Origin of the sequence: Rhodococcus sp. 05-339-2 (assembly GCF_002258965.1) — a bacterium.
Classification (GTDB): domain Bacteria; phylum Actinomycetota; class Actinomycetes; order Mycobacteriales; family Mycobacteriaceae; genus Rhodococcoides.
On the sequence record NZ_NOYW01000006.1, the window covers coordinates 225699 to 251174 of the forward strand.

26 protein-coding genes are annotated in these 25476 nt (G+C 64.8%); 14 read left to right on the forward strand and 12 right to left on the reverse strand.

Annotated features, from left to right (window positions below):
* The first annotated feature begins 5 nt into the window (after positions 1-5).
* Positions 6-1460, forward strand: coding sequence for a dihydrolipoyl dehydrogenase family protein (locus CH273_RS06000; protein ID WP_032395322.1), 1455 nt, complete (start codon positions 6-8; stop codon positions 1458-1460).
* Here the strand turns inward: CH273_RS06000 and CH273_RS06005 are convergent.
* Positions 1414-2025: a CDP-alcohol phosphatidyltransferase family protein gene (locus tag CH273_RS06005; protein ID WP_032395323.1), complete on the reverse strand. Its 612-nt coding sequence runs from the start codon at positions 2023-2025 to the stop codon at positions 1414-1416. The genes CH273_RS06000 and CH273_RS06005 overlap by 47 nt on opposite strands.
* Entirely contained in the window at positions 2022-2690 is a 669-nt protein-coding gene (locus CH273_RS06010; RefSeq protein WP_230596763.1) for a TVP38/TMEM64 family protein, read from the reverse strand. The genes CH273_RS06005 and CH273_RS06010 overlap by 4 nt, the downstream gene beginning before the upstream one ends.
* A gap of 168 nt (positions 2691-2858) precedes the next feature.
* Here CH273_RS06010 and CH273_RS06015 point away from each other — a divergent pair, with 168 nt between their 5' ends.
* The 5 genes from CH273_RS06015 (at position 2859) to CH273_RS06035 (ending at position 6994) form a co-directional block, all read left to right on the forward strand.
* A complete protein-coding gene (locus tag CH273_RS06015) occupies positions 2859-4070 on the forward strand; it encodes an ABC transporter substrate-binding protein (protein ID WP_052049552.1) in 1212 nt (403 codons plus the stop codon).
* A complete protein-coding gene (locus tag CH273_RS06020) occupies positions 4067-4906 on the forward strand; it encodes an ABC transporter permease (protein WP_082322456.1) in 840 nt (279 codons plus the stop codon). Before CH273_RS06015 ends, CH273_RS06020 begins: the two co-directional genes overlap by 4 nt.
* Complete coding sequence (locus CH273_RS06025) at positions 4903-5676, forward strand: ABC transporter permease (RefSeq protein WP_032395325.1); 774 nt, start codon at positions 4903-4905, stop codon at positions 5674-5676. Before CH273_RS06020 ends, CH273_RS06025 begins: the two co-directional genes overlap by 4 nt.
* Positions 5673-6704 (forward strand): ABC transporter ATP-binding protein, encoded by a 1032-nt coding sequence (locus CH273_RS06030; protein ID WP_032395326.1) that lies wholly within the window; start codon positions 5673-5675, stop codon positions 6702-6704. The genes CH273_RS06025 and CH273_RS06030 overlap by 4 nt, the downstream gene beginning before the upstream one ends.
* 158 nt (positions 6705-6862) lie before the next feature.
* On the forward strand, positions 6863-6994 hold the full coding sequence (locus CH273_RS06035) for a hypothetical protein (protein ID WP_256991284.1): 132 nt from the start codon (positions 6863-6865) through the stop codon (positions 6992-6994).
* A 44-nt stretch (positions 6995-7038) separates the two neighbouring features.
* Here the strand turns inward: CH273_RS06035 and wrbA are convergent, their stop codons facing one another.
* Entirely contained in the window at positions 7039-7638 is a 600-nt protein-coding gene (gene wrbA / locus CH273_RS06040) for an NAD(P)H:quinone oxidoreductase (RefSeq protein ID WP_032395327.1), read from the reverse strand.
* Between the two features lie 284 nt (positions 7639-7922).
* On the opposite strand from wrbA, the gene CH273_RS06045 reads away from it, so the two are divergent.
* From CH273_RS06045 to CH273_RS06060, 4 genes are all read left to right on the forward strand, one after another.
* Positions 7923-8636: a haloacid dehalogenase type II gene (locus tag CH273_RS06045; RefSeq protein WP_052049487.1), complete on the forward strand. Its 714-nt coding sequence runs from the start codon at positions 7923-7925 to the stop codon at positions 8634-8636.
* A gap of 10 nt (positions 8637-8646) precedes the next feature.
* Positions 8647-9507 (forward strand): tRNA glutamyl-Q(34) synthetase GluQRS, encoded by an 861-nt coding sequence (gene gluQRS / locus CH273_RS06050; RefSeq protein WP_032395328.1) that lies wholly within the window; start codon positions 8647-8649, stop codon positions 9505-9507.
* Between the two features lie 103 nt (positions 9508-9610).
* The gene (locus CH273_RS06055; protein ID WP_082322458.1) at positions 9611-10459 is read left to right on the forward strand and encodes a hypothetical protein; all 849 of its coding nucleotides are present in this window, start codon (positions 9611-9613) and stop codon (positions 10457-10459) included.
* Between the two features lie 78 nt (positions 10460-10537).
* The gene (locus tag CH273_RS06060) at positions 10538-11287 is read left to right on the forward strand and encodes a queuosine precursor transporter (RefSeq protein ID WP_032395329.1); all 750 of its coding nucleotides are present in this window, start codon (positions 10538-10540) and stop codon (positions 11285-11287) included.
* On the opposite strand, the gene CH273_RS06065 is transcribed toward CH273_RS06060, so the two are convergent.
* The 3 genes from CH273_RS06065 to CH273_RS06075 are packed head-to-tail and all read right to left on the reverse strand — an operon-like array spanning position 11247 to position 14141.
* Positions 11247-12098: a PaaX family transcriptional regulator gene (locus CH273_RS06065; protein ID WP_032395330.1), complete on the reverse strand. Its 852-nt coding sequence runs from the start codon at positions 12096-12098 to the stop codon at positions 11247-11249. The two genes, CH273_RS06060 and CH273_RS06065, sit on opposite strands and share 41 nt — an antisense overlap.
* The gene (gene kynU / locus CH273_RS06070; RefSeq protein WP_032395331.1) at positions 12079-13290 is read right to left on the reverse strand and encodes a kynureninase; all 1212 of its coding nucleotides are present in this window, start codon (positions 13288-13290) and stop codon (positions 12079-12081) included. Before kynU ends, CH273_RS06065 begins: the two co-directional genes overlap by 20 nt.
* The gene (locus tag CH273_RS06075) at positions 13287-14141 is read right to left on the reverse strand and encodes a tryptophan 2,3-dioxygenase (RefSeq protein WP_032395332.1); all 855 of its coding nucleotides are present in this window, start codon (positions 14139-14141) and stop codon (positions 13287-13289) included. Before CH273_RS06075 ends, kynU begins: the two co-directional genes overlap by 4 nt.
* Positions 14142-14285: 144 nt before the next feature.
* Here CH273_RS06075 and CH273_RS06080 point away from each other — a divergent pair, with 144 nt between their 5' ends.
* Positions 14286-14657, forward strand: coding sequence for a BlaI/MecI/CopY family transcriptional regulator (locus CH273_RS06080; protein WP_032395333.1), 372 nt, complete (start codon positions 14286-14288; stop codon positions 14655-14657).
* Positions 14654-15535: a M56 family metallopeptidase gene (locus CH273_RS06085; RefSeq protein WP_032395334.1), complete on the forward strand. Its 882-nt coding sequence runs from the start codon at positions 14654-14656 to the stop codon at positions 15533-15535. The genes CH273_RS06080 and CH273_RS06085 overlap by 4 nt, the downstream gene beginning before the upstream one ends.
* A 2-nt stretch (positions 15536-15537) precedes the next feature.
* On the opposite strand, the gene CH273_RS06090 is transcribed toward CH273_RS06085, so the two are convergent.
* From CH273_RS06090 to CH273_RS06105, 5 genes are all read right to left on the reverse strand, one after another.
* Complete coding sequence (locus tag CH273_RS06090; protein ID WP_032395335.1) at positions 15538-16257, reverse strand: VIT1/CCC1 transporter family protein; 720 nt, start codon at positions 16255-16257, stop codon at positions 15538-15540.
* Complete coding sequence (locus CH273_RS06095; protein WP_032395336.1) at positions 16250-16726, reverse strand: DUF2231 domain-containing protein; 477 nt, start codon at positions 16724-16726, stop codon at positions 16250-16252. The genes CH273_RS06090 and CH273_RS06095 overlap by 8 nt, the downstream gene beginning before the upstream one ends.
* A 68-nt stretch (positions 16727-16794) precedes the next feature.
* Positions 16795-21165 carry a non-ribosomal peptide synthetase gene (locus CH273_RS06100; RefSeq protein ID WP_032395337.1) on the reverse strand — a complete coding sequence of 1457 codons (4371 nt, stop codon included), beginning with the start codon at positions 21163-21165 and terminating at the stop codon, positions 16795-16797.
* 50 nt (positions 21166-21215) lie between these two features.
* Complete coding sequence (locus CH273_RS27595; RefSeq protein WP_155290799.1) at positions 21216-21353, reverse strand: hypothetical protein; 138 nt, start codon at positions 21351-21353, stop codon at positions 21216-21218.
* Positions 21350-22954 carry a DHA2 family efflux MFS transporter permease subunit gene (locus tag CH273_RS06105; RefSeq protein WP_032395338.1) on the reverse strand — a complete coding sequence of 535 codons (1605 nt, stop codon included), beginning with the start codon at positions 22952-22954 and terminating at the stop codon, positions 21350-21352. The genes CH273_RS27595 and CH273_RS06105 overlap by 4 nt, the downstream gene beginning before the upstream one ends.
* Before the next feature lie 113 nt (positions 22955-23067).
* Between CH273_RS06105 and CH273_RS06110 the strand changes: the two genes are divergently transcribed.
* Positions 23068-23550: a MarR family winged helix-turn-helix transcriptional regulator gene (locus CH273_RS06110; RefSeq protein ID WP_032395585.1), complete on the forward strand. Its 483-nt coding sequence runs from the start codon at positions 23068-23070 to the stop codon at positions 23548-23550.
* Position 23551: 1 nt separating this feature from the next.
* Positions 23552-24238, forward strand: coding sequence for a pyridoxamine 5'-phosphate oxidase family protein (locus CH273_RS06115; protein WP_032395339.1), 687 nt, complete (start codon positions 23552-23554; stop codon positions 24236-24238).
* On the opposite strand, the gene tgt is transcribed toward CH273_RS06115, so the two are convergent.
* On the reverse strand, positions 24192-25430 hold the full coding sequence (gene tgt, locus CH273_RS06120; RefSeq protein ID WP_032395340.1) for a tRNA guanosine(34) transglycosylase Tgt: 1239 nt from the start codon (positions 25428-25430) through the stop codon (positions 24192-24194). The two genes, CH273_RS06115 and tgt, sit on opposite strands and share 47 nt — an antisense overlap.
* Between the last annotated feature and the right edge of the window lie 46 nt (positions 25431-25476).

The window sequence follows — 25476 nt, forward strand, 5'->3', positions numbered from 1 at the left end:
CGAGTGTGCCCGAGAACCGTGCCGACGTGGTTGTCGTGGGCGGCGGTACCGCCGGCATCGTGGCAGCGAAGACCGCGGCGGGCTTCGGTGTACGTGTCGTACTGATCGAGCGTGACCGCACCGGCGGCGACTGCCTGTGGACCGGATGCGTTCCGTCCAAAGCATTGCTCGCGGCGGCCTCGGTGGCCGCGACGGTTCGATCCGCGCCTCGCTTCGGCATCGACACCGAACCGCCGCGCGTCGATTTCGCGCGCGTGATGCGGCACGTGCACGGTGCGATCGCCGAGATCGCGCCGATCGATTCACCGGCGGCCCTCACCGAGGCCGGAGTACACGTGATCAGCGGCGACGCGGTCTTCACCGGTCCGAACACTGTGAGAGTCGGAACGCGGATACTGCATTTCGGTCAGGCGATCGTGACCACCGGCGCGCATCCCACGGTGCCGGCAATCGACGACATCGAGCACGTGGACTACCTGACCAGCGACACCCTCTGGGATCTGACGGACTTACCGCAGAGACTCCTGATCGTGGGAGCCGGATCGGTGGGTTGCGAAATGGCGCAGGCATTCTCGCGTCTCGGGTCGGACGTGACCCTCGTCGGGCGGTCGGCCACGATCCTTCCCCGCGAGGACCGGTCGGCCTCGTCCGTACTGACTCAGACCCTCACGGACGAGGGCGTGCGGGTCCTGACCTCCACCGCCGTCGTCCGCATCGACGACGGCTCGGCCACCACCGACACGGGCGTCGAACTCGGATTCGACCGGGTTCTGATCGCCACCGGACGAACGCCGCGCACCGCGGCACTCGGCTTGGACACGGCCGGAGTGGCTCTGAGCGACAACGGATTCGTACAGGTCGACGAGAATCTGCGGACCACCAATCCTCGCATCTGGGCGGCCGGGGATCTCACCGGTCATCCGCAGTTCACGCACACCGCAGGCGTGCACGGCAGTCTGGCCGCGAGCAATGCAGTCCTCGGCCTTCGGCGAAAGGTGAGTACCACGGGAACTCCACGAGTGACGTTCACCGATCCCGAGATCGCCTCGGCCGGAATCGATGTGCGCACCGCCAGGCAGTGCGGGTTGCGACTGCAGACCCTCGACCACCACCACGTCGACCGCGCCGTCACCGAGGGGGCAACGAACGGATCGACGACGCTGGTGCTCGACGCCAAGCGTCGTATCGTCGGGGCCTGCGTGGTCGGACCGCGAGCGGGCGAGACCATCGGGGAGCTGATCATCGCCATCGAGCAGGGGCTGAGGACCCGAGACCTCGCCGGAGCCACCCACCCGTATCCGACGTACAACGACGGTCCGTGGAACGCGGCGATCGCAGACGTGAAGGCGCAGTTGAGTTCTCCCGTCATCTCGCGGGCAACGGCCGTGCTGGCGAAAGGGCGGAGCAGATGGATCAGGAGAGGGCGCGATAGCCGGCGAGGATTCGCTGGCCGGAACTGACTGCAACCACTGCCGCCCAGACTACCGCGATCTGCCATGAGATACCGGGCAGCAGCAGCCAGAGGCAATGCACCGCAATCGTTTCCGCACCCTCGGCCAGGCCTCCGAGGAACGACAGCGAGCGGCCGTCGTCGATGGTGCGGCCGTTGCGTTCGGCGATCGAGGAGAACGCGAGAAACGCGGTGCCGTTGATGTAGTACGCCAACAGCACCAGCAGGAACGGCCACCACGGGGCGTCGTATGCGGCCGAGGCACCGACCGCGACGCCCACCACGGTGGTTCCGTAGACCACGAAATCGGCGGTGATGTCGAAGAATCCGCCTGCACCTGAGCCCGTCGCGCGCCTACGGGCCAAGGGTCCGTCAAGACCGTCGGCGATGCGGGAGACGATCCACAATGCCAACGCGAGCAACCAGAACTGCAGGCCGGCCGCCAGTGCACTACCGAGGCCGAGCACCAGTCCGGCGGCGGTGATGCGGTCGGGCGTGATCGACGGGCGGTCGAGCGTGCGGGCACAGCGATCGAGCGGGCCTTCGAGATGGCGGCGCAGAAAGCTGTCGATCATTCGGCAGCTCCGGTGAGTCCCAGACGTCGCGCCAACAGGGCCGAACCGGCCGCGATCGCCAGTACCGCGAGCAGTGCGATGGCGAACGGCCACGACAGCGGAGACGTTCCGTAGGCCCCGAGTGCCGTGTAGGCGACGGTCGCGGGCACGATGCCGATCATGGTGCCCACCACGTAGTCGCGCTGACCCACCGCACTGACTCCGGCCGCGTAGTTGACCAGCGAGAACGGCAGCGGCACCAGACGCACGAGCAGAACCGACAGCAATCCCCGACGGCCGAGCATGGCGTCGAGCCGGCGGAGCCTGTCCCATTCGGTGCGGGCCACCTGCCCTCGGCCCAGCGCCCGCGCTCCCCAATACCCGAGATACGCCCCCATCGTGGCGGCGAACACCACAACGGTTGCACCCACCGCCAATCCGAACAGCAGTCCCGACGCGATGGTCAACGTGCTGGCAGGGAACGGAGTAGCAGACAGGACGGCGTAGAGCACGACGAACAACGCGATGCCCCAGGGCCCGGCCGACGCCACTCGGTCTCGGATGTACGACGGATCGGGCAGGTCGACGGTGCCGAGCACGATCACCAGAGCGACGACGACCACGGCGGCCCCGAGCAACTTCAGGGTCGTGCCTCGCCGGCGACGCGTCGGGCGGTCCTGCGTCACGGTGTGTGCCTCTCGTCCGACGGTTCACGCTCCATTGTGCACACGGCCGGTCTGCCCGCGTGTTCAGCGGTTGTCTCATTCGACCGATTACGGTGGTGAGGGCAGCGTCGTCGACGGCTGCTTCGGTTGATCTGGAGGCCCACGGTGATTCGTTCGGTACGGTGCGCAGTGACGATTGCCGCGAGCGCAGGGCTGCTGCTCACGGCCTGCGCTGCGCCGGATTCGGAAGCTCCGATCGCCGAGGCGCAGTCGTGGAGCGAGATCGAACAGCAGGCGCAGGGGCAGACCGTCTCGCTGTGGATGTACGGCGGCGACGAGCAGGGCAACGCCTACGTCGACGATGTGCTCACCCCCGCGGCGGCCGAGGAAGGCGTCACACTGCGGCGCGTACCGGTGGAATCGACCACCGACGCCGTCAACCGCATCCTGTCCGAGCGGCAGGCCGGGGTCACCGACGGCGAAGTGGACCTGGTGTGGGTCAACGGCGCGAACTTCGGCACCGGCAAGCAGGCGGGCGCGTGGCTGTGCGGGTGGACGCAGAACCTGCCGAACATGGAACTGACCGATCCCGAGGATCCACTGTTGCTCGACGACTTCGGCACACCGGCCGAGAACTGCGAATCACCCTGGCACAAGGCGCAATTCACATTGGTCTACAACGCGGCGGCCATCCCCGATCCGCCGACCACATTCGACGGCGTGCTCGACTGGGCTCGCGCGAACCCGGGCCGCTTCACTTACCCCGCTCCCCCGGACTTCACCGGATCGGTGTTTCTGCGTGAGGCGTTGATCAATGCCTCGGGCGGCGTCGACGAGGTACCCGCTCGGTTCGATCAGGACTCCTACGACCGCTTGGCCCCGGCATTGTTCGATCGACTGAACGAGCTCGCCCCGTCACTCTGGCGCGAAGGCACGACGTATCCACAGTCCTCCTCCGAGCTCGACGCCCTCTACGCCGGCGGTCAGGTCGACATGACCATGACGTACGGCCCCGCGACCCTCCCCAAGCTCGTCGCCGACGGCACCTTCCCGCCGGAGACTCGCGTCCTGACTCTCGACGAGGGAACCGTCGGGAATGCGAGTTTCCTTGCCATCCCATCGACATCGGGGAAGTCGGCCGCGGCACAGGTGGTTGCCAATCTCGCGTTGTCGCCCGAGCAGCAACTCGCGAAGGCGACGCCGGACGTGTGGGGTCAGTTCACCGTTCTCGATCTGGATCGGTTGACGCCGGAGTCTCGCGCGCAGTTCGAGGCGTTGCCGAGTTCGACGGTGCTGCCCTCCTACGAGGAGTTGTCGGCCGATGCGCATCCCGAACTCTCGGCGGACTGGGTCTCGCCGCTCGACGAGGGTTGGCGTCGAAGCATGCTCGCCGGTCAGTGAGCGCGTCCACGAAGAGCTTTCGCGGCACGGCGGCGGTGCTGCCTGCCGTCGTATTGGTCGTTCTCGTCGTCGGCGGCGGTCTCGGGACGGTGGTGCTGCAGAGCCTGGGTCTGATGCCGTTGGTCGGCACCCCCGAATTGTCGGTCGACGCGTATTCGGCGCTCGGCGGTGACCTGTGGCGCTCAGTGGGGCTGACGCTGTCGATTGCCATCGTCTCGACGGCGTTGGCCACGGTGATCGGGTTGGCCGCGGCACTGACGGCTCTGTCGGGTGGACGCGCCGCGTTGGTCGCGGCCGGCGTGACGGTCACGGTGCCGCACCTGATCGGTGCCGCCGCGATGGCATTGTTGCTGGCCGATTCGGGAATGCTTCCCCGCATTCTCGGCATGACCGACGGTGGTTGGCCGGAATTGGTCGGTGGGAAGTGGTGGATCGCCGTGGTCCTCGAATACGCCTGGAAGGAATCGGCTTTCGTGGCCGTCGTCGTGGCGGGCACGCTCGCCACCCGAGTAGCTGCATTCGACGAGACGGCCGCAACCCTCGGTGCAGGCCGGTGGGCTCGGCTGCGATTGGTCACGCTGCCGTTGGCTCGGCCCGCACTGATCGCGTCGGCGGCCATCGCGTTCGCCTACACGGTCGGCTCGTACGAGGTGGCCCGTATTCTGGGTCGCCCGTATCCGGAGCCGTTGTCGGTGATGGCGATTCGCCTGTTCACCTCGATCGATCTCGAGACGCGTCCGCAGGCAGCCGCTGCGGCGACCGTTGCCACCGCTCTGACAGTGGTCGTGGCCGCGGTGGCACTGCATTATCTGCGCAGATCGGCAGCGTGGAAATGAATCGCGTTCCTCCTTTCGCCGGCCGGGCCGTGCTGGTCCTGTGGTTCCTGCTGCCGCTGATTCCGGTTGTCCTGTGGGCCATCAGCAATCGCTGGTCGTTTCCCGGTTCGGTTCCCCAGGTATGGGGATTCGACGGCGTTCGCAGCGCCCTCGATGCCGGGGGTACCGATGCTTTCGTGCGATCGACGCTTCTCGCTCTCGCCGTCGCCGCCATCGCAACGCCATTGGGCGCGTTGGCCGCTCGCGCCCTGGTGAACGGTACCGTGCGCTTTCCTGCTGTCGTGGCCGGTGTTCTGTTCGCGCCTGTGGCTCTACCCCCGTTCGCCGTGGCGTTGGGGCTCGACGTTCTGGTGCTGCGCTCGCGCGTTCCGAGCACGGTGGCGGTGATCGCTTTGCTGACCGTCGCGGCCATTCCGTACACGACGTATCTGATGCGAGTGGCATTCGGCGCGTACGACATCGGCTACGAGGAAGAAGCTCGCACACTCGGTGCGTCGAATGCCATGCTGCTGAGACGGATTCGCATTCCGCTGTTGGCTCCGGCGTTGGCGGGTTCGGCACTGCTCGCGTTCCTCGTGGCGTGGAGCGACTACGTGATCACCCTGCTGATCGGTGGAGGCAGACTGGTCACCGTGCCCATTCTCGTCGCGTCGTTCGCTGCCGGGACCGGCAACGATTCGGTGGTGGCTGCACTGTCGGTCGCCGCTGTGGTGCCGCCGCTGTTGCTGGTGCTCATGCTGGCCCGGTTGCGTCGTAGGAGTGCACGATGAGCGTCGAACTGTCCGTTCACGGACTCACCAAAGTCCATGCCGGTCAATCGGTTGCGGCGTTGGATTCGTTGGATCTCACCGTGTTACCGGGTTCGTGCACGGCGATTCTCGGGCCGTCGGGATCGGGCAAGAGCACTGCACTACGACTCATTGCGGGACTCGATTCACCCACTGCCGGCACGGTGCGCATCGACGGACACGAGGTGAACGACGTCGCAGCCGAGAACCGCGGAGTCGGGATGGTGTTCCAGCGTCCGATGTTGTTCCCGCACATGTCGGTACTCGACAACATCGGCTTCGCCTACCGCTCCGCCGGGGACAGTCGCAAGCGGTCACGCGAACGTGCCCGGGAGTACCTGGACCTGGTCCACCTCGGCGATATCGGAGGTCGTGCGGTGTCCGAGGTATCGGGCGGGCAGGCTCAGCGGGTGGCGTTGGCGCGTTCGCTCGCCGGCTCACCGCGCGTGTTGTTGTTGGACGAGCCCTTCAGTGCACTGGATCCGTTGTTGCGCACCGAGATGCACGACCTGGTTCGCGAACTGCGTTCGACGTTGGATCAGACTCTGCTGCTCGTCACTCACGATCAGCAGGAGGCGGCGGTGCTGGCCGATTCGGTCGCGGTGCTCATCGACGGCCGATTGGAGCATCACTCCGATATCGCGACGGCCTACACCCGGCCGAGCACCCTGGCGGTCTCGCGACTGATGGGCGGGATGAACGAAATCGAAGGCGAGTGGGACGGAGTTGGAGTCCATCGCTCCGAGCTCGGGGACTTGGAGGTCGAGGGAGTTTCCCTGCCGGCCGGGCCTGCCGTGTTACTGGTGCGGCACGAGCTGATCACTCTGGATGGCAACGGGATTCGTGGGGTTGTTTCCAACCTGCGGCCTACCGGGTTTCGCAGCATCGCGGACGTGACCGTGGGGTCACTGACTGTGAAAGTGGAGTTGGCGGCGGGGTCTGCGTTGCGGGTCGGGGATGCGGCGGGGTTGCAGATTCCGCGTGGGGCGAGGTTCGTTGTCACGGATTGAGTTCGTGAGTGGGGCGATTCGCAGAGAACGTGGCCGAACTCGATGAGCGCTCGGTATGCGGTCGATGCTGTTGTTCTGTACCAGGCCGGCGAGCGCATCTCACAGTTCGAAGGGGTTGAGGGTCTTTCCGAGGCCTGTCCGGTGACGCGGCCGACGCCATGCTCCGCATCAGCACGTTCGTCGTCGAGGGGTTGCTGACGCACGCGGCATCACCGGCAGGCTTGCGAGCGGTCATCGAACAACTCGTCGCATCCATCGCATCGGGTCACCCAGGACACAACCCGCCCTGAGTGACCCGATGCCGAGTGATGGAGCTACGAGCCGCTCGTCCTGCTCACCGCGACAATGCCGTTGCGACGGTGACCACGCGGGTAGCCATGTGCTCGAGGGCCGCAAGCGTGGCATCCTCCAGTTCGTTCTGGTTGTCGCCCCCGGTCACATGGCTGACGCCATAGGGGTTGCCGTCGGCGAACTTCAGACCGTCGGTGTATCCGGGCGGGACCAGGACGCCGCCGAAGTGCATCAGCGAGGTGTACAAACCGGTGAGCGTCGTCTCCTGGCCGCCATGCAAAGTCTGGCTGGAGGTGAACGCGGCGTACGCCTTGTCCGCAAGTTGTCCCTTGGCCCAGTAGCCACCGAGCGAGTCCATGAAGGTCTGGAACTGTCCCGCGGTGCTACCGAAACGCGTCGGCGATCCGAAGATGACGCCGTCGGCCCAGACGATGTCGTCGCCGCTGGCAGCCGGAAGATCCTTTGTTGCTTCGTACTGCGCCGTCCAGGCGGGGTTCTCGGCAAAGGTGCTCGGGTCACGTGTCTCTGCGATGTGCCGCACGCGGACCTCCGCTCCCGCTGCTGTGGCTGCGTCGGCGAGCTTGTTCGCCATGGTGGCCCCGTGACCGGTTGCCGAGTAGTAGATGATCGCGATCTTGGTCATGTGATGACGCCTTTCGGTATGCGGAGCAGGTCGGCCCTCGGCGGACGTGACTTCTTGACGTCTCACCGGGCGCTTCGGCACGTGCGCCGTCGGCCTGCAAGTCGTTGCGATGTCAACAACTTCGACCGTACCCGAAGTAGTTGCTTTGTCAACCATCTACCTGCCGGAGCGTGCTGCGATACTGGCGCGATGGACGAGCTCGGAAGCGACGCCGATCGACGCTTCCGGGAATGCGTCGTCGTCGTTGCCCAGGAAAAAGAGAACCACCACAAGGAGCTCAGTTCGTGACCGATCCCCACGACCCGAACATCTCGCCTGCGCTGCGTCGACCACGCGTGATCGTCTTCGACGTCAACGAAACGCTGTCCGACATGTCGCCGTTGTCGGAGCGCTTCGCCGACGTGGGAGCCCCCGCCGAACTCGCGTCGCTGTGGTTCGCGAGTGTCCTGCGTGACGGCTTCGCCCTCACCGCAGCCGGCTCGGCGCAGCCCTTCGCGGACGTCGCATCCGGGCTACTTGCAGTGATGCTGCAACCTGAGGCGCTGAATCGGGAGATCGACGACGCCGTCGAGCACATCATGGGCGGTTTCATGAGCCTGGACGTGCATCCCGACGTAGCAGACGGCATCAGAGCACTGGCTGCGCTCGAGATTCGGCTGATCACCCTGAGCAACGGCGCGGTCGGCGTTGCTCGAAAACTGCTCGACGGTGCCGGAGTTTTGGAACACGCAGAGATGCTGCTGTCCGTCGACCAAGCCGGGGCATGGAAGCCCGCCGGACAGTCGTACCGATACGCACTCGATCGGTGCGGCGGTGAACCCCACGAGGCCATGCTCGTCGCCGTCCACCCCTGGGACATCGACGGTGCCCACCGTGCCGGACTGTCCACGGCCTGGATCAACCGCACCGGCACCACCTACCCACAGCACTTCACCGCGCCGGACCTCGAAGCGACCTCACTGCTCCACCTCGAGCAACTTCTGCGGCACTCGACCTAAGGTTGTCCCCGTGCCCGCCGGACGCTTCGCCCCCAGTTCTTCGGGCGATCTGCATCTCGGCAATCTCCGAACCGCGCTTCTGGCTTGGCTCTTCGCCCGCTCCACCGAACGTCGGTTCGTGATGCGCGTCGAAGACCTCGATCGCGTCAAACCCGGCTCGGAGCAGCGGCAACTCGACGACCTCGCCGCCATCGGAATCGACTGGGACGGGCCGATCATGCGGCAATCCGAGCGTCGGGAAATCTACGACGCCACGATTCGCACGCTGACCGCCGCCGGGCTGACGTACGAATGTTTCTGTACGCGTCGGGAAATCCTGCAGGCCGCATCGGCCCCACATGCACCCGACGGCGCCTATCCCGGCACATGTCGAAATCTGACCGCAGACCAGAGAGCAGCGAGGGACCGCCCACCGGCCATTCGATTGCGTTCGCAGGTAACCGAATTCACCATCGTCGACCAGCTGCACGGCCTGTTTCGTGGTCAGGTGGACGACTTCGTTCTCCGTCGATCCGACGGCGTCCCCGCCTACAACCTCGCCGTCGTCGTCGACGATGGCGCGCAAGGCGTCGACCAGATCGTGCGCGGCGACGACCTCCTCACCTCCGCGCCGCGGCAGGGGTATCTGGCTCAACTCCTGGGCCTGACCCCCGCCACCTACGTCCACGTTCCCCTCGCACTCAATGTCGAGGGCAAGCGTCTGGCCAAACGGGACGGCGCTGTGACGCTGCGCGAGCGGCCCGATGCGTGGGCGCTCATCACCACTTCTCTCGGCGTGCCCGACGCGAAGAACGCCGAGGAACTGCTCGAGCAGTGGAAGCCGACGCAGGTACCCCGCGAACCGTGGATGTTCGACCCCGCGAATACCTGAACGCCCTGAAAATCGAGATCACGTCGCAACGCGGCAGAACCCAACTCGGGACGGATCGGACGTACAGTGACCGCGACAACTCTTCCCGAGGGAGAAGGACACGATGACCTCAGGCGGTTACGACCCCGACAAGGATCCACAGAACCCCGGTGGCTATCCGCCGCCGCAGGGCGGTTACCCACCACCTCCCCAGGGCAACTACCCACCTCCCCAGCAGGGCGGCTACCCACCACCCGGCAACTACCCACCACCCCCGCAGGGCAACTTCCCACCACCCGGGAACTACCCGCCGCCTCCACAGGGCAACTACCCGCCGCCTCCGTCGTTCGGTGAGTCGCCGACGCCGACGCAGTTGTCGGTCGGTTCCGCCATCGGATACGGCTTCGAGAAGTTCAAGCAGAACGCCCTCGTCTGGATCGGCATCGTCCTGATCGCCGCGATCATCCAGGGCGTCCTGAACTTCGTGCTGACCTCCGACAACTTCGTCCTCAGCTTGATCTTCAGCGTGATCGTCGGAGTCGTCGCCCTCCTCATTCAGGCAGCACTCGTCCGCGGCGCTCTGCACGAGGTGGACGGGATCAAGCCCGCTTTCGGGTCCTTCTTCCAGTTCAACAACGTCTTCGCCATCGTCATCGCCGGCGTCCTCGTGGGCATCGCAACCGGCATCGGCTACATCCTGTTGGTCATCCCAGGACTCGTCGTCACGTTCTTCACCTGGTGGACCTTCCAGTTCGTCATCGACCGCGGCGACGAGCCGATCCCCGCCATCAAGGCCAGCGCCAAGGCGATCGCCTCGAACGGCGGGACCATCTTCGTCCTCGCGCTCGCCCTGTTCGGCCTCAACATCGTCGGCGCAATCCTGATCGGCATCGGTCTTCTGGTGACCATTCCGATCACGATCATCGCCGGCACCTACGCCTACCGCGTCACCGTGGGCGGCCGCGTCGCCTGACCGGTGATACGCCTCGATGGGCGCGCATCCCTCACCCGGGATTCGCGCCCATCGTCGTCTCGGTGCTTGGATCGAGCGGTGACTACTACCGAACACACCGCCCCCGACGGCGGCACCGAGTCTGGGCAGGCCACATTCGCTCACATCAGCCGGGGCTACTACCCCACCATCGTCGCGCTCTTCGTCGCGACGCTGCTGATCTCGAATGTGGCCGCCAGCAAAGGTGTCGCCTTCTTCGCCTCGTCCGACGTCATGCTCGGACCCTTCCAAATCCTGCCGATCAACACCGACGGCGCATTCTTTCTGTTCCCCCTCGCCTACATCCTCGGCGACGTCCTCAGCGAGGTGTACGGCTTCAAGGCCGCACGCCGCGCGATCTACCTCGGCTTCGGATCGTTGCTGCTCACCTCGGTGTGCTTCTGGATCGCCATCGAACTTCCCGCCGCGTCCTTCTACGAGAACCAAGAGGCCCTCGAAACCGTCGTCGGTGTCGTCCCCCGCCTCGTGCTCGCCGGTCTCGCCGGCTATACCGTCGGGCAGCTCCTCAACTCGGTCGTCCTGGTCAAGATCAAGGAACGCACCAAGGAAAAGCACCTGTGGGCGCGACTGATCGGGTCGACCATCGTCGGCGAATTCTTCGACACCCTGATCTTCTGCTCCATCGCCGCCGGAGTCATCGGCATCAGCACCTGGACCGACTTCATCAACTACGTCATCGTCGGATTCCTGTGGAAGACCCTGGCCGAGGTCATCGTCATGCCGATCACGTATCGCGTCATCTCGTACATCAAGAAACGCGAACCGTCGTATCGACCCATGCCCGACTGATCTCCAGGTAGCGCTCACGCGCCGCATCGAAAGTCGCGACGGCCCGGGTCCCCGGCCAGTCCTCCGGCGTCATGCACGGAGGCAGGCCCGGGTCGACGTAGGGAATGACGCGCCACTCGTCGAGCAACGGCACGAACGTGACGAACGCGTCGCGGGGGTTCCGGGCCGGCGACCCGCCGTCGTGAGCGGCAAGGAATGCCCGATGCCGATCGGCGATGCCCGCCAGGGGCCACCACTGGGCGGCGCTCTCACGCAGTGTGGCGGGTGGCGCTACCTCGGAGGCCACGAAGCTCGTCACGTATTCCGACAACTCCAATGCGTCGATGATGTCGCCGGCCTCACCCGCGAGGTATTCGGGCGCGATCCACAAACCGGGTGAGACCGTTCCGCATCCGATTGCGGTGAGTCGACGCCTCAGTTGGTGGCGCGCGGCACGTTGCGTCTCCGGAATGGTGAACGAGATGAGCCGGAACGGATCGCCGTCGGCCATCCGACGGAACCCGAAGATCCGACCGTCACCGCGCGCGAACATGGTGTCGGCCTGCTCGGTGATGCGATAGCCGGTGCGGCCCTCACGATTATCGGATTCGACGACGCCCTTCTTCTTCAGCCTGGTCATCGCGATGCGCGTACTCTCCGGTGCCACTCCGAGCGCATCCATCCACACGACGAAGTCGGCGATGGCAAACCACCCTCCGAGGGGCCGAACGTACGCCCCGAGCACCGTGCGAACCAGTGAGGTGGCGCTTCCCGGACGAGAGTCGAAATCGTCGAGAATTGCCCCGGCGGTGCTAGGCGCGGAGTTCGTCACGGATCGCCACGATTCCCAGGTACACCTCGCGATACGAGGTGCTCAGTGGACTCAGGCCCAATCGAATACCCTGTGGCGCGCGGTAATCCGGGATGACACCTCGCTTCCACAGACGAGCGGTGATGGCCTTGAACTCGGGATGGTCGATGGTGACGTGCCCGCCGCGTCGCGTCGAATCCTCGGGTGAGGCGATCTCCACTCCCAACGGCACCAACATCTCACGCACCAGTTCGAGGGCATACTCGGTGAGCGCAACGGACTTCGTGCGTATCGCGTCCATCCCCACCTCGGCGATCATCTCGATGGTGTCCTGCATCGCGATCATGCCGAACACCGACGGCGTTCCACTGATGACCCGTCGAATACCCTGTGCCGGAACGTAACCCTGCGCCATCTCGAACGGATCGGCCCGACCCATCCAGCCCCAGATCGGCTGGACGAACTCGCCCTGAAGATCACTGCGCACGTACGCGAACGCGGGCGATCCGGGACCGCCGTTGAGGTACTTGTAGGTGCACCCGACGGCCAGATCCACTCCCCAGGAATCGAACTCGAGCGGCACCGAACCGACGGAATGGCACACGTCCAGCAGCATCAGTGCGCCTGCCTCGTGCGTGATACGCGTCGCCTCGGCCACGTCGACGAGGAAGCCGGAACGGTAGGCAACGTGGGTGATCACCACCAGCGCGGTGTTCTCCCCCACCACCTCGGCGAGTTGTTCCGGTTCGATACCACCGCGGCGGTCCGTCTCGATCCATCGCAGCCTCATGTTCGATTCCGCCGCAATGCCTTCGAGAAGATAGCGATCGGTCGGGAAGTTGTCGCGGTCGATGACGATCTCGGTGCGACCCGGCCGCATGGCGATCGCCGCCCGTGCCAGCTTGTACAGCAGCACCGTCGTCGAATCGCCGATCGTGGTCTGCCCGGGCGCGGCTCCCAGGGTGGCGTCGGCCAGGGCGTCGCCGATGGTGACGGGCAGGTCGAACCACTGCTCGTCCCAGCCGCGGATCAGGCGTCCACCCCAAGCGTCGGTCATGAAGGTGTTGATCCGTTCGACGCTGGCCTTGGTAGGCCGGCCCAACGAGTTTCCATCGAGATACGCGCTGATCGACGGGTCGTCGCTACCGAGGAATCTGTCGCGGTAGCTACGGAGTGGATCCTGGGCGTCCAGTTCGTCTACGCGTTGCGTCATCGTCCGATATCCGTTCTCACAGCGAGTAATTCGGGAAAGAAGGTGAGCTCGAGCGCCTTCTGCAGAAATCCGACTCCACTCGATCCACCGGTTCCGCTCTTCATTCCGATGGTACGGAGCACCGTCCGCATGTGACGGAAGCGCCAGAGCTGGAAGTTCTCCTCCAGATCGACGAACTCCTCGAAGGCCTCGTACACCGCCCAGTGCTCGGTGTGGTTCTCGTAGACGAATGTGATCAGCGGCATCAGGTCCTCGTTGAACGTGTATGCCGCAGTGACGTCGCGATCGAGGGCTGATGCCGGTACGTCGTACCCCTGCCGCGCCAACGACCGCCACAATGCGTCGTACAGGCTCGGCTGATGCAACAGCGTCGACAGCAGCTCATGCGCAGCCGGATCCGACTCGAAGACCTTCAGCATGCCCGCATTCTTGTTGCCGAGCACGAATTCCACCGCCCGGTACTGGTACGACTGGAAACCCGAGGAGTTACCGAGGAAGTCGCGGAACTGCGAGTACTCCGTCGGGGTCAATGTCGCCAGCACCGACCACTGCTCGGTCAGTGTCTTCTGGATGTGTTTGACCCGGGCGACACATTTGAGTGCGGTGCCGATGTCGTCGACGTCCAGAGCCGCTCTGGCGGCCAGCGTCTCGTGAATGACCAGCTTGAGCCACAGCTCGGTGGTCTGGTGCTGAATGATGAACAGCAGTTCGTCGTGATGCTCCGGTCTACTCACCGGCTTCTGGGCGCTGAGCAGAGTGTCGAGGTCCAGGTACGCGCTGTAGCTCATGCGGTCACTGAAGTCGGTGACGACGTTCTTCTCTATCGCGCGAGTATTGGCTTCGACGCCCATGACTAGTCCTCGAGGTGGTGGTCCGACAGGGCCAAGAGTATTACACGATCACGCCGCCCGCTAGATCAGTGACATATCCACGCCTCGAAGACGGGCGTGAACGTGGCCTATCCTCGAAGTAATCGACTCGAGTGAGGAAGTGCAGTGCGTAGAGCGTCCGGACAGTTGGAGGAATCGATCCTCGAGTTGCTCGGCGCGCACACGGAACTGTCGGTGGCCCAGGCTCGCGAGCATCTCGGGTCCGACCTGGCCCACACCACCGTCATGACCGCACTGGTGCGTTTGCACGGCAAAGGCCTCGTCGATCGCGAGCGCCGTGGGCGGTCCTTCGTCTACACCCTCAACGCTCCGGTCGACGAGATCCCCGCGCTTCGGGCTGCAATGCGCATGCGCACCGAGCTCGGAGCCAGACCAGAACGCGCCGACGTGCTGGCCAGCTTCGTCGCCTCACTCGACCCCGAGGACGAGGCAACGCTGCGCAGCCTGTTGGCGAAGGCCGACGAGACTCGGCCATGACCCTCCTGCTGGTCGTTGCAGCCCTCCCGTGGCTGCTGTCGATCGGTCTCCGATTCGGATCCGAGCACATCGACCGGCGACTGAACCCACAGACCGCCGTCGTCCTGTTTCCACTGCTGTCCGTGGTCACCGCCTTCGCGGTCCTGTCGTCGATGGCGGCACTCGCGGCGGTGCTGCTGGCGTCGGGCGAGATCGCATCGGTAGCGCTGGGTGCCGGTATCGCCGTATGGATTCTGTGGCGCATTCTCGAAGTGACACAACATGTTCGACGCGTCGCCGTGGGGTCGTCCATCGCATCCGAGTTCGGGGCGCAGGCACGGGAATCGGGCGGCGTCGTGCTCGTCGAGACCGACATGCCCGACGCGTTCGCCGTTCCTTCCGGCGGCGGTGCCGTCGTGATCACGACGGGACTTGCACAGGCGCTGTCGGACAACGAGTTACGCGCAGTGATCGAGCACGAACATGCGCATCTTCGACACCGCCACAGCTTCTGGATCCAGATGTGCGAGATCGCAACGCAATTCGACCCGATCCTGCAACCGATCGCCGCCAGGGTGCGCCACGCTGCGGAGCGTCATGCGGACGAGAGCGCAGCCGCACACAGTCGTCCGGACACGTTGTCCGCCATCGCCAGAATCGCTCTGCTGCGTGCCCACGTCGAGCGGGGTCCGCGCACCCTCGCCGGCACGGGCGGAGATGTCGTACGCCGGGTGCAGGCCCTGAGCGAACCACCGCCGTCGCGTCAGGATCGCCGAGTCTTCGCCGCCGGAGTGATCTTGATTCTGACGTTCGCAGTCATCTCGGTATCACTGTTCGACGTCGTCCAGGACGTCATCGCACCGGAAACCGGCGAAGCGGCGACAGCGATCTTTCGCTGATCTCAGATACCCGCGACGCCCGCCAGTTGGCCGATCGCATACGTGACGGCCATCGCGATCGCGCCACCGATCACGATTCGAGTCACCGCCGGGCGACTCGGCGCTCCACCGAGGCGTGCGCTGATGGTTCCGGTCAACGCCAGAGCCAGCAACACGACGACGAATGTGACCGGAATGCGTTGCGAAGCAGGCAGAAGCAGGATCGAGAGCAACGGCAGAAGGGCACCGCTGATGAACGACACCGCCGACGACGCAGCCGCTTGCCACGGATTGGTCAACGCATCCGGGTCGATTCCCAATTCGATGTCGACGTGTGCAGCAAACGGATCGTGGTCGGTCAGCTCCTGCGCAACCTTCTGCGCGGTCTCGGTAGAGAGCCCCTTGGCCTCGTAGAGCGCAGCCAGTTCCGCCAACTCCTCCTCGGGCTCTTCTGCCAGTTCCCGCCGCTCCTTGATCAGCAGAGAACGTTCGGCGTCACGTTGCGTGCTCACCGACACGTACTCCCCGAGCGCCATGGATACGGCCCCCGCGACAAGGCCAGCAACGCCCGCGGTCAGCAGCGACCCGCGGTCGGTGGTGGCAGCAGCGACACCGACGACCAGACCGGCGGTGGAGACGATGCCATCGTTGGCACCCAGCACCCCGGCCCGCAGCCAGTTCAACCGACCGGACAGATCTCCGTGTGGTTCGTGCTCGTGCAGGCTCGGCTCGGGCTCACTCATCGCCGGCGGTCACCGATACGTCGTCCCACGCGGCGCGCGCGCCGGACTCTCCGATTCTGTACACCTGGACGATTGTGGTCGCTCCGATCACCACTGCCAACACCACCACTGCAATCGACTGCCACCGCACAGGCGCGTTGCCGCGACGCTCACGAAGGTGCAGGAACACGAGCAACGCAGCGACGATCACCAAGCCGACCGAGAAGTAGATCATCCAGTCACCGATCTCGGTGTGCTGTTCGACGGCCGCGGTCTCGGGGACACGCTTCTCGAGCCACTCGCCTGCCTCCGTCGTCAGTGGAGTGAGCACCAGGGTGATCACCGCCAGGGCTGCGATGAGCCACACGAGCCGGCTGCGCACGCCGGACCAGATGCTGGCGGCGACGGCGAGGATCGCGGTCAGCGGTGCCAGCACCACGATGAAGTGAACGAGCAGAATGTGGGCCGGAAGGCCGTTGAAGGTGGACATACGTTCTCCCGCTGGCTTCGAAGTCGCGTGCACCTCACGCACCGCACATGCTACACACCGTGTAGTAACTACGTCGGCGGTTCGATCGCGAGCAGATCCCGCCACGCCGAGTCCGGAGCTGCGATCATCGCGTGCACGATCCGCTCGAAACACCGGCTCAACTCCAGCGCGGTATCAGCGTCGAACAGTGTTGTGGGATAGACGATATCGACCGAACTCTCGATAGCCTCACCTTCACTGTCTCGATGTTCGGTGACGTGGAAGTGAAGGTCGCACTTGGCGATGTCGAGGGGCCGCGGCGTGATCTCGAATCGCACGTCCCCGACGTCGAAGGCTGCGGCGGTGAAGACATCCAACGACAGTGCCACCTGGAAGATCGGATGCCGCGCCTCCGTCGACTGGGCACCGAGGTGGGCGACGACGTCCTCGAACGGTACCGATGCGTGGTCGAAGGCACGCAGTTCACTGACCCGAGCCGACTGCACGACGTCCTCGACGCTCGTTGCGGACCCGATGTCCGTACGTATCGCAACGGTATTGGTGAAGGTACCGACCAGCTGCTCGAGTCTCGGGTCGTCGCGACCGGCCACCGGGGTTCCGACGACGAGGTCGGTCGATTTCGTCGTCTCTGCGAGCAAGATCAACAGCGCCGCACGAAGCACGGTGAATCGGCCTGTCCCGCAACGTTGCGCCAGATCCGACATTCTCTCGGTGGCGTCTGCATCGAAACGAAGCGACGTGCGGGAGCCGGTGAAGTCCCATTCCTGCCTGCGCGGTCGGTCCAACGGCAAGCCTCTCGAGCTGGGCATGTCTGCCAGTTCCGTGCGCCAGAAGTCGAGATCGGCCGACACGTCGCGGTCGGCGGCCCAGACGCTGTAATCGGCGTACTGCAGCGGTAGTTCGGGCCACGACGGTGCGGTGCCCGCGATCCTGGCGTGATACGCCAGGACGAAATCCGACGCCAACAGCCCCAGCGACCAACCGTCCGCCGCACTGTGGTGAACGGCGCACGCGAGTACATGGCGGTCGGACGCAACCGCGAACAGGCGAGCCCGGATCGGGAACTCGGTGCGCACATCGAACGGTCTCTCGAGGGTGTCCCACACTGCGGCGTCGTCGAAGTCGACAACGTCGAGGTTCATCTCCGCCACAGCGCAATTGGGCTCGACCACCTGAGCCGGGGCCCCATCGACATCCGGATAGCGCGTACGCAGCGTGCTGTGCCGATCGATCAGGTCGGTCAACGCTTCCAAGGCCACCTCGGCGTGGAACCGACCGGAGATCGTGACCGAGAATGGCAGGTTGTACAGCGGTAGCGGCGCGCTCCGATCGATATGCCGCTGCTGCGGCGCGAGCGGGATGGCGGCGACGCCGTCGGACGTTCCCGCCTCCGGTCGCGAATCCTGCTGCAGCCCATGGAGTCGACGAGTATCGATCCGAGCCGCCAGCGCCCGAACGGACGGGGCCTCGGCGAGGTCTCGCACACCGATCTCGACCGAAGCCTCGGCCCGCACCGATCCGACGACTCTGGTCGCCGCCAACGAGTCACCTCCGAGATCGAAGAACGATGCCGCACAATCGATACCGTCGCGGCCGAGGATCCGTGCGAACGCTGCCGCCACCATTTCCTCGGTGGCACCGGACGGCTCGATCGGAGTACCGGTCGACCGAGCGGTCGGGCTGGGAACAGGAAGTGCGCCGCGAATGACCTTGCGATTGAGCGTCAGCGGAATCTCGTCGAGGATCGAGATGGTCGCCGGCACCATGTGGGCAGGCAATCGCCCCGCGAGATCCCGACGAATGCGTTCGGTGTCGAGCACCTGTTCGCTGCGGCCGGCCACGACGTAACCGTCGATACGGGCGTCCCCGGTACGGCTGCGTCGCAGAGCCGACGATGCTGCAGCAACCTCGGGAAGCGATCGTAGCGCTGCGTCGATCTCCCCCAGTTCGACGCGATTTCCTCGAATCTTGATCTGATCGTCGGAGCGGCCGAGGAATTCCAGCGTCCCGTCGCCGCGCAGACGCGCCCGATCTCCGCTGCGGAACATCCGCAGTCCTGAACTCCCGAACGGGTTCGCGACGAAGCGCGCCGCTGTATCCGGCGTGCGACCGAGATATCCGCGCGCGACGCCGAGGGTCTCGATGTAGATTTCGCCGACCGCACCCGACGGAACGGGCCGCAGAGTTCGATCGAGGAGGTGAATCACCGCCCCCACCATGGCTCGACCGATCCCGTCTGCGCTGCCCGGGTTCAGTGGCGCCGTCATGGTGACACTGCAGGTCGTCTCGGTGGGGCCGTACGCATTGAGCAGTCGTCGATCCACCGACCAGCGGTCGACCGTATCCTGCGGGGCCGCTTCACCGCCGATGACGATGGTCCCGACGCCCGCCAGTGCTGCGGGATCCAACGTCGCCAGCGCGGAGGGTGTGATCAACAGATGTGTAATTGTGTGCCGGGCAATCAGTTCCGACAGTTCTGCGCCGCCGTAGCTGTCCGGCGGCGCGATCACCACTGCCGCGCCTGCGGTCGCTGCGGCCAACACTTCGACGATGGCCGTGTCGAATACGGGCGAGGCCAGATGACAAACTCGCGACTCGACGTCGAGGTCGTAGCTGCTCCGAATCTGTTGCACCAGAGCGGCGATGCCATCGTGGGTGACGACGACGCCCTTGGGGGTGCCGGTGGAGCCGGAGGTGTAGATGACGTATGCCGCTCGGTGCGGTGCAGTCGGCGTGGATTCATCGCCCGGGCCACCCTCCGCGAGAACATCATCGAGGTCCAACCACTCCACCTCACCGAACTGGCCGCCTCCGCTGCACAGGCCCACCACCGCTCCGCTGTCTCGCATCACGAACTCCGCTCGCTCGCGGGGGTGGCTGGGGTCTACCGGGACGTACACCGCACCCACTCGTGCGATCGCCCAGAACGCGACGACTCCCTCGACGGATCGGCCGATGCGCACGGCGACCCGGTCCTCGGTGCCGATTCCTCGGGCAGTCAATGCGGATGCGAGTGCGGCGACTCTCGTGTCCAACTCTGCGTAGGTGACCGACACCTCCCCATCCTGGATCGCAATTCGGTTGCCGTGCTGCGTGATTACCGTCGAGAACACGTCGTTCAGCGATCCCGGCTCCGTCACGGCCACGCCCACCGACGCGGGGTTCGTACGCGGCTCCTCCGGCAAGAACAGGTCGAGGTCTGCTACCGCGGAGTCCCCGCAACCGGACTCGGCAAAACGGTCGAGAAAGTGCAGGAACCGTCGGTGGTGGCGAGCGAGGTCGCTCGGCGTGTACGCGGCGGGGTTGGCCTCGAAGTCGATGCGCGGCCGCTCTCCACCTCGACCGGGATAGATGTTGACGGCGAGGTCCGACACCGGGCCCGTGGTCAGAATGTCGATCTCACCGTCGAAGTCGCCGACGGCCACAGTGTTCGCGAACATCATCACGTTGATCGTCGGCCCGAAACGCCCTGCGCGCACTGCATGTCCACTCTCGGACACCGGTGGTCGGCTGCGCTGATGCCGAAGTACGGCTCCGATCGCCACCTCGACCGACTTGACCACGTTGTTCACCGTCGCCGATCCGACGCCCGGCAACCGCAACGGCAACACATGCGACAACGACGACCCGGCCCGGCGCAGCAGTGCTGTCGGCCGCGCAGAGACAGGCAACGACAGATCCACGTCGTCGGCGTCGTCCATACGCGCCAGGTACGCGGCGAACGCGGCGATCACCACCGTCGACGTCGCACGACCCGAAGCGGTCCGAGAGATCGATCGATCCTCGCCGACGACGATCGGCGCCGATGCAGGCTGGGCACTTCGCCCCCATGGCGCGCCACAGCCCAGATCGGCGAAGGCCCAATGCGCCCGATCGCGTCGCGCGCGGGTGGACGTTCGGTAGCGCTCGTCCTCGGCCAGGAGCTCGGCCGGTGAAGTGGCATCGATCGGCTCGGGCTGGACGCCACCGAGCATTGCCGAGTACAGCGTCGCCGCCCGCTCGAGCACCTTCATCGACGCATAACCGTCGAGCGCGATGTGGTGGGCTCGGGTGTACCAGAACACACGGTCGTCCCCGACGCGCAGAACCCGCAAGCGCACCAGCTGTCCGTCCATCGAGAAGGGCGTTCGGCAGTCGTCGTTCATCCACTGTCGGGCTGTTTCTTCCGGACGTACGTGTTCACGGAAGTCGAGAATCTCCACCGCCTCGGTATCCGCGTCCACGAATCGTTGCATCGGAATGCCGTCGACCTCGGCGATTCGCATCGTCGACGAGGAGAATTCTCGATGCGCCGTGCTGCCGCTGGCAGCCAGGGTGTCGACGTTCACGGTGCCGACGATGTCGACGTAGTACGCAATCGCGAACGAAACGTCGGGCATGAACTGCTGGGCCAGCCAGATGTCGGCCTGCGACGAAGTCAGCGGCAGGGCGTCGAACATGGTGGTCCCCCCAAGCATCACGAAGTACTACACATTCAGTAGTACCACGTTCAGCGAGTCTTGCGTTCGATCCCGTTCTCGTCGGGGTTGCGGAGGGCTGCATCCAGTGCAACGAACATGTCCAGAAACGTCGCCGGACGAGCGCTTTCCCGATCCTCATCCTGTTCGTCGCCACCCGACGCCGTCATGCTGCGACATCCTCGTGCGCGTCGCTCCGCGGAACCGACTGCGCTGGTCGGTTCGGAATCAGAGCGGTGGCAAGCAGTCCGAACGCGACGAAGCCGGCTGCGATGAACCCTCCCAGGTTGACCCCGTGCGTCATAGCGTCACGCGCGGCGTCGGCGACAAACTCCGTTTCGGGGAGGCTCGCGAATCCGGCGATAGCTCCGCCTGCACTGTCGGTGATCGACCGCGCCAGCATCTCGGCATCCGGAACTCCCGTGAGCGAGTCACGTACCTGCGAGCCGAGAGTGGTGAAGAAGGTCGTCGTCAGCACCGCGATACCCAGGGCGGAACCCAGTTGCCGGAAGGCACTCTGAATTCCGGATCCCTGACCGGCACTGGCGGTGGGCACGTCGTCGAGAACGACGTTCGTAACCTGAGCAGTTGCGAATCCGACACCGATTCCATAGAAGAACAACACGATCGCGATGTGCCACCACGGACTGTCCACCGCCGCGACAAACCCCAGCCCGGCAAGCCCGACCACCTCGAGGCCCAGCCCGATCCGAACCAGGTTCAACGGCGAAAGCGAGGCTGCGAGACCGAAACTCGCCCCGCTGGCGACGAAGCTGCCGATCGCGATGGGAACGAGCATGGCACCGGCCTGGACTGCGCTGTATCCCAACGTGAATTGCAGCCACAACGGTAGTACGGCGATGATTCCGAACTCACCCAGCCCGATCAGCAGTGTCGCAATATTGCCACCGCGGAACGAAGCGATGGAGAACAGGCGGGTGTCCATCAAGGCCTTGTTCGTATCGGCACCGCGGCTGAGGGCTCGTTGTCGAACAACGAAGGTCGCCAACGACAATGCGGACAGCGCCAACGACACGAACACCACGGAGACGCCCACGCCCCAGGTCGCCCCGAACAACTCGAATGGCTCCGTGGACGCAACCCAGCCGTATGTGCGCCCTTCGATGAGCCCGAACGCCAACAGTCCGAGCCCGGCGATCGACAGCACCGCACCGAGTGAGTCGATTCGTCCGGATACACGCGGTGACCGATCGATGAACAACAGCGAAGCGACGAGAATGAGGGCGACGAGGGGGATGTTGATGCCGAATGCCCAACGCCACGATGCGTGTTCCGCAAGCCATCCACCGAGGAGTGGGCCGAGGGCCGACGCAGCTCCGATTGTCGAGCCCCACACCGCAAACGCCTGCCCACGGGCCTTCCCGGTGAACGTCGCATTCAGTAGCGCCAACGACGTCGGCAGGATCAGCGCGCCACCCACACCTTGGAGAAACCTGGCTCCGATCAACAACTCGCCACTGGTGGCGACACCGGCCAACAGACTCGAGATTCCGAAGACAACGACGCCTGTCACAAAGACTCTTCGTGCACCCACGATGTCGGAGATGCGGCCGACCAGCAGGAGCAGCGCGGCGAAAACGATGGCGTAGGACTCCTGAATCCATTGCGCCTGAGCGGAATCGATACCGAGATCGTCGATGATCGAGGGCACGATCACGTTGACGATCGTGGTGTCGACGACGATGAGCGCGACACCGAGCGCGATGGCGATCAGACCGAGCCAACGGCGCAACGAAGGGGACATCGTCATCGAACTACCTCCACGGTAAAGTTACTTTATGGTGAAGTTATATCGAGGCTCGGTAGATTGTCAACGCAGCTCCGTGCACGCGGGGCACCATGCAGCAGAAGCGAGGCGATTCGATGAGCGACGATCGGTCCGACATTGCCGAACAACGAACCCGCCTGATGGAGGCGCTGCGAACGTACGGATCCGCCTTCAATCAATTCAGCCGACGGTTCGCCCAGTGGTCCGGACTGCATCCCACCGACGGAGAAGCGCTGATGGAGATCGTCTACGCCGAAGAACGCGGCGTCCCGTTGTCCCCGTCTCGACTGGCAGAGCGGGTACAACTCACCTCAGGGGCCACCTCGACACTGATAGACCGACTCGAACGGGCCGGACACGTTCGGCGCACAAGAGAGGGCACCGATCGACGTACCGTGACACTACGAAGTGGGTCCAGCGTGCACGAGATGGCCGACGAGTTCTTCGGCCCCCTGGGTAACCGTCTCGACACGATGATGGCCCGGTACCCACCCGACATGCTCGCGGAGTTCGAGAGCTTCGTCGGCGAGCTCGTCGACACCATGCAGACCGAACTGACCGATCCCAGGACACCGTGAGATGCCGCAGAACAACCACTATCACCACTTGATGTTCGGCCCTGCCGCGATTGCGCGGCAGAAGGTCGACGGCAGCTACACCGCCTATGGCTCGCAGACCGAGCGTCCCGACGACGGCCCGACGCCTCTCGACACTCGCGAGAAGGCCATGATTCGCGCGTTGGATCAGTTCCAGATCGCCACCGTCGCCGAGACCGGGTGGCCCTACATCCAGTATCGAAGTGGACCGAAGGGCTTTCTGCAGGTCCTCGACGATCACACTCTCGGCTTCGCCGACTTCGCCGGCAACCATCAGTACGTCACGGCGGCCAATCTCGACCACGATGACCGCGTCGCACTGTTTCTGGTGAATTATCCTCTGCGGCAACGTCTCAAGCTCTACGGGCGGGCCCGTACCGTCGAAGCGGCGGACGATCCCGAGCTGTTGGCCCGACTGAGAAGGATCGGCGACACGACCGTCGCCGCCACATGCGAACGCAGCGTCGTCATCGACGTCGAGGCCTTCGACTGGAACTGCACCCGCAGCATCATTCCCCGCTATGACGCGAATTACCTCGCGGAGCTGTCCGAGGTCTACCAGCGCAAGGCGGCTGAGCGGGAACAGGAACTGCTACAGCGTATTTCGGAGCTGGAAGATCAGCTCACGCAGTCTTCGCAGCATAGAACCGACCCAGGAACTCGGTCTTGAACTCTGGGAAGCGTCCCTGCTCGATCGAGGCGCGGATGTCGTCGACGAGCTTGACCGTGAAGCGCTCGTTGTGGATGGTGCACAGCGTCGAGGCAAGCATCTCCTTGGCCTTGAACAGGTGATGGATGTACGCCTTGGTGTAGTGCGCGCAGGTGTAGCAGTCGCAGCTGTCGTCGATCGGGGTGAAGTCGCGTCGATGCTTGGCGGTGTTGATGTTGAAACGGCCCGTCGGCACGTAGATCGCCGCATTGCGCGCCACCCGTGAGGGATTGACGCAATCGAAGGTGTCGGCACCGTTCTCGATGGCGGTGAAGAAGTCGTCCGGCTCGCTGATGCCGAGCATGTGCCGCGGCTTGTGCTCGGGCAGTTCCTCGTTCACCCACCGGGTGATGGTGCCGAGGTTCTGCTTCTCGAGTGCGCCGCCGATGCCGTAGCCGTCGAATCCTCTGCCGGTCTCTCCGGTGATGGTCTCGAGATCGTGTGCAGCCTTGCGTCGCAGATCCTCGTACTGCGCGCCCTGGACCACCCCGAACAGGGCCTGGTACGGCTTGTCGGCGCGCTCGACCGTGAGCCGTTCGTGTTCGAGGACGCATCGCTTGGCCCACGCCTGCGTCCGATCGACCGACTTCTCCTGGTAGCCGCGGGTATTCATCAGCGTCGTCAGTTCGTCGAACGCAAACATGATGTCGGCACCGAGGCGATGCTGAATCTGCATCGAGACCTCGGGGGTGAATCGATGCTTGGAGCCGTCGAGGTGGGACTTGAACGTCACCCCGTCGTCGTCGACATGCGCGAGGCGTTCCTTGCCCTCGGCGATGACGTCGTCGGACTCCACCCGCGAGGCGTCCATCGAGATGACCTTCTTGAATCCCACGCCAAGGGACATCACCTGGAATCCGCCGCTGTCGGTGAACGTCGGCCCGTCCCAGTTCATGAACTTGCCCAGCCCACCCGCCTCGTCGACGATGTCCGAGCCCGGCTGCAGATACAGGTGGTACGCATTGGCGAGCACCGCCTGCGCGCCGAGTTCCTTCATCGCCTCCGGCAGCACTGCTTTGACGGTCGCCTTGGTACCCACCGCGATGAACGCGGGGGTGGCGATGTCACCGTGCGGAGTGTGGATGGTGCCGGTACGACCGAGCTCACCGTCGAGCCGGGTGCCGATATCGAAGCCGAAACTGGAGGAACTCACCGCGTCAGTATGCCGCTCCGCGGCTTGTGAGTGGAAATTCGTAGCC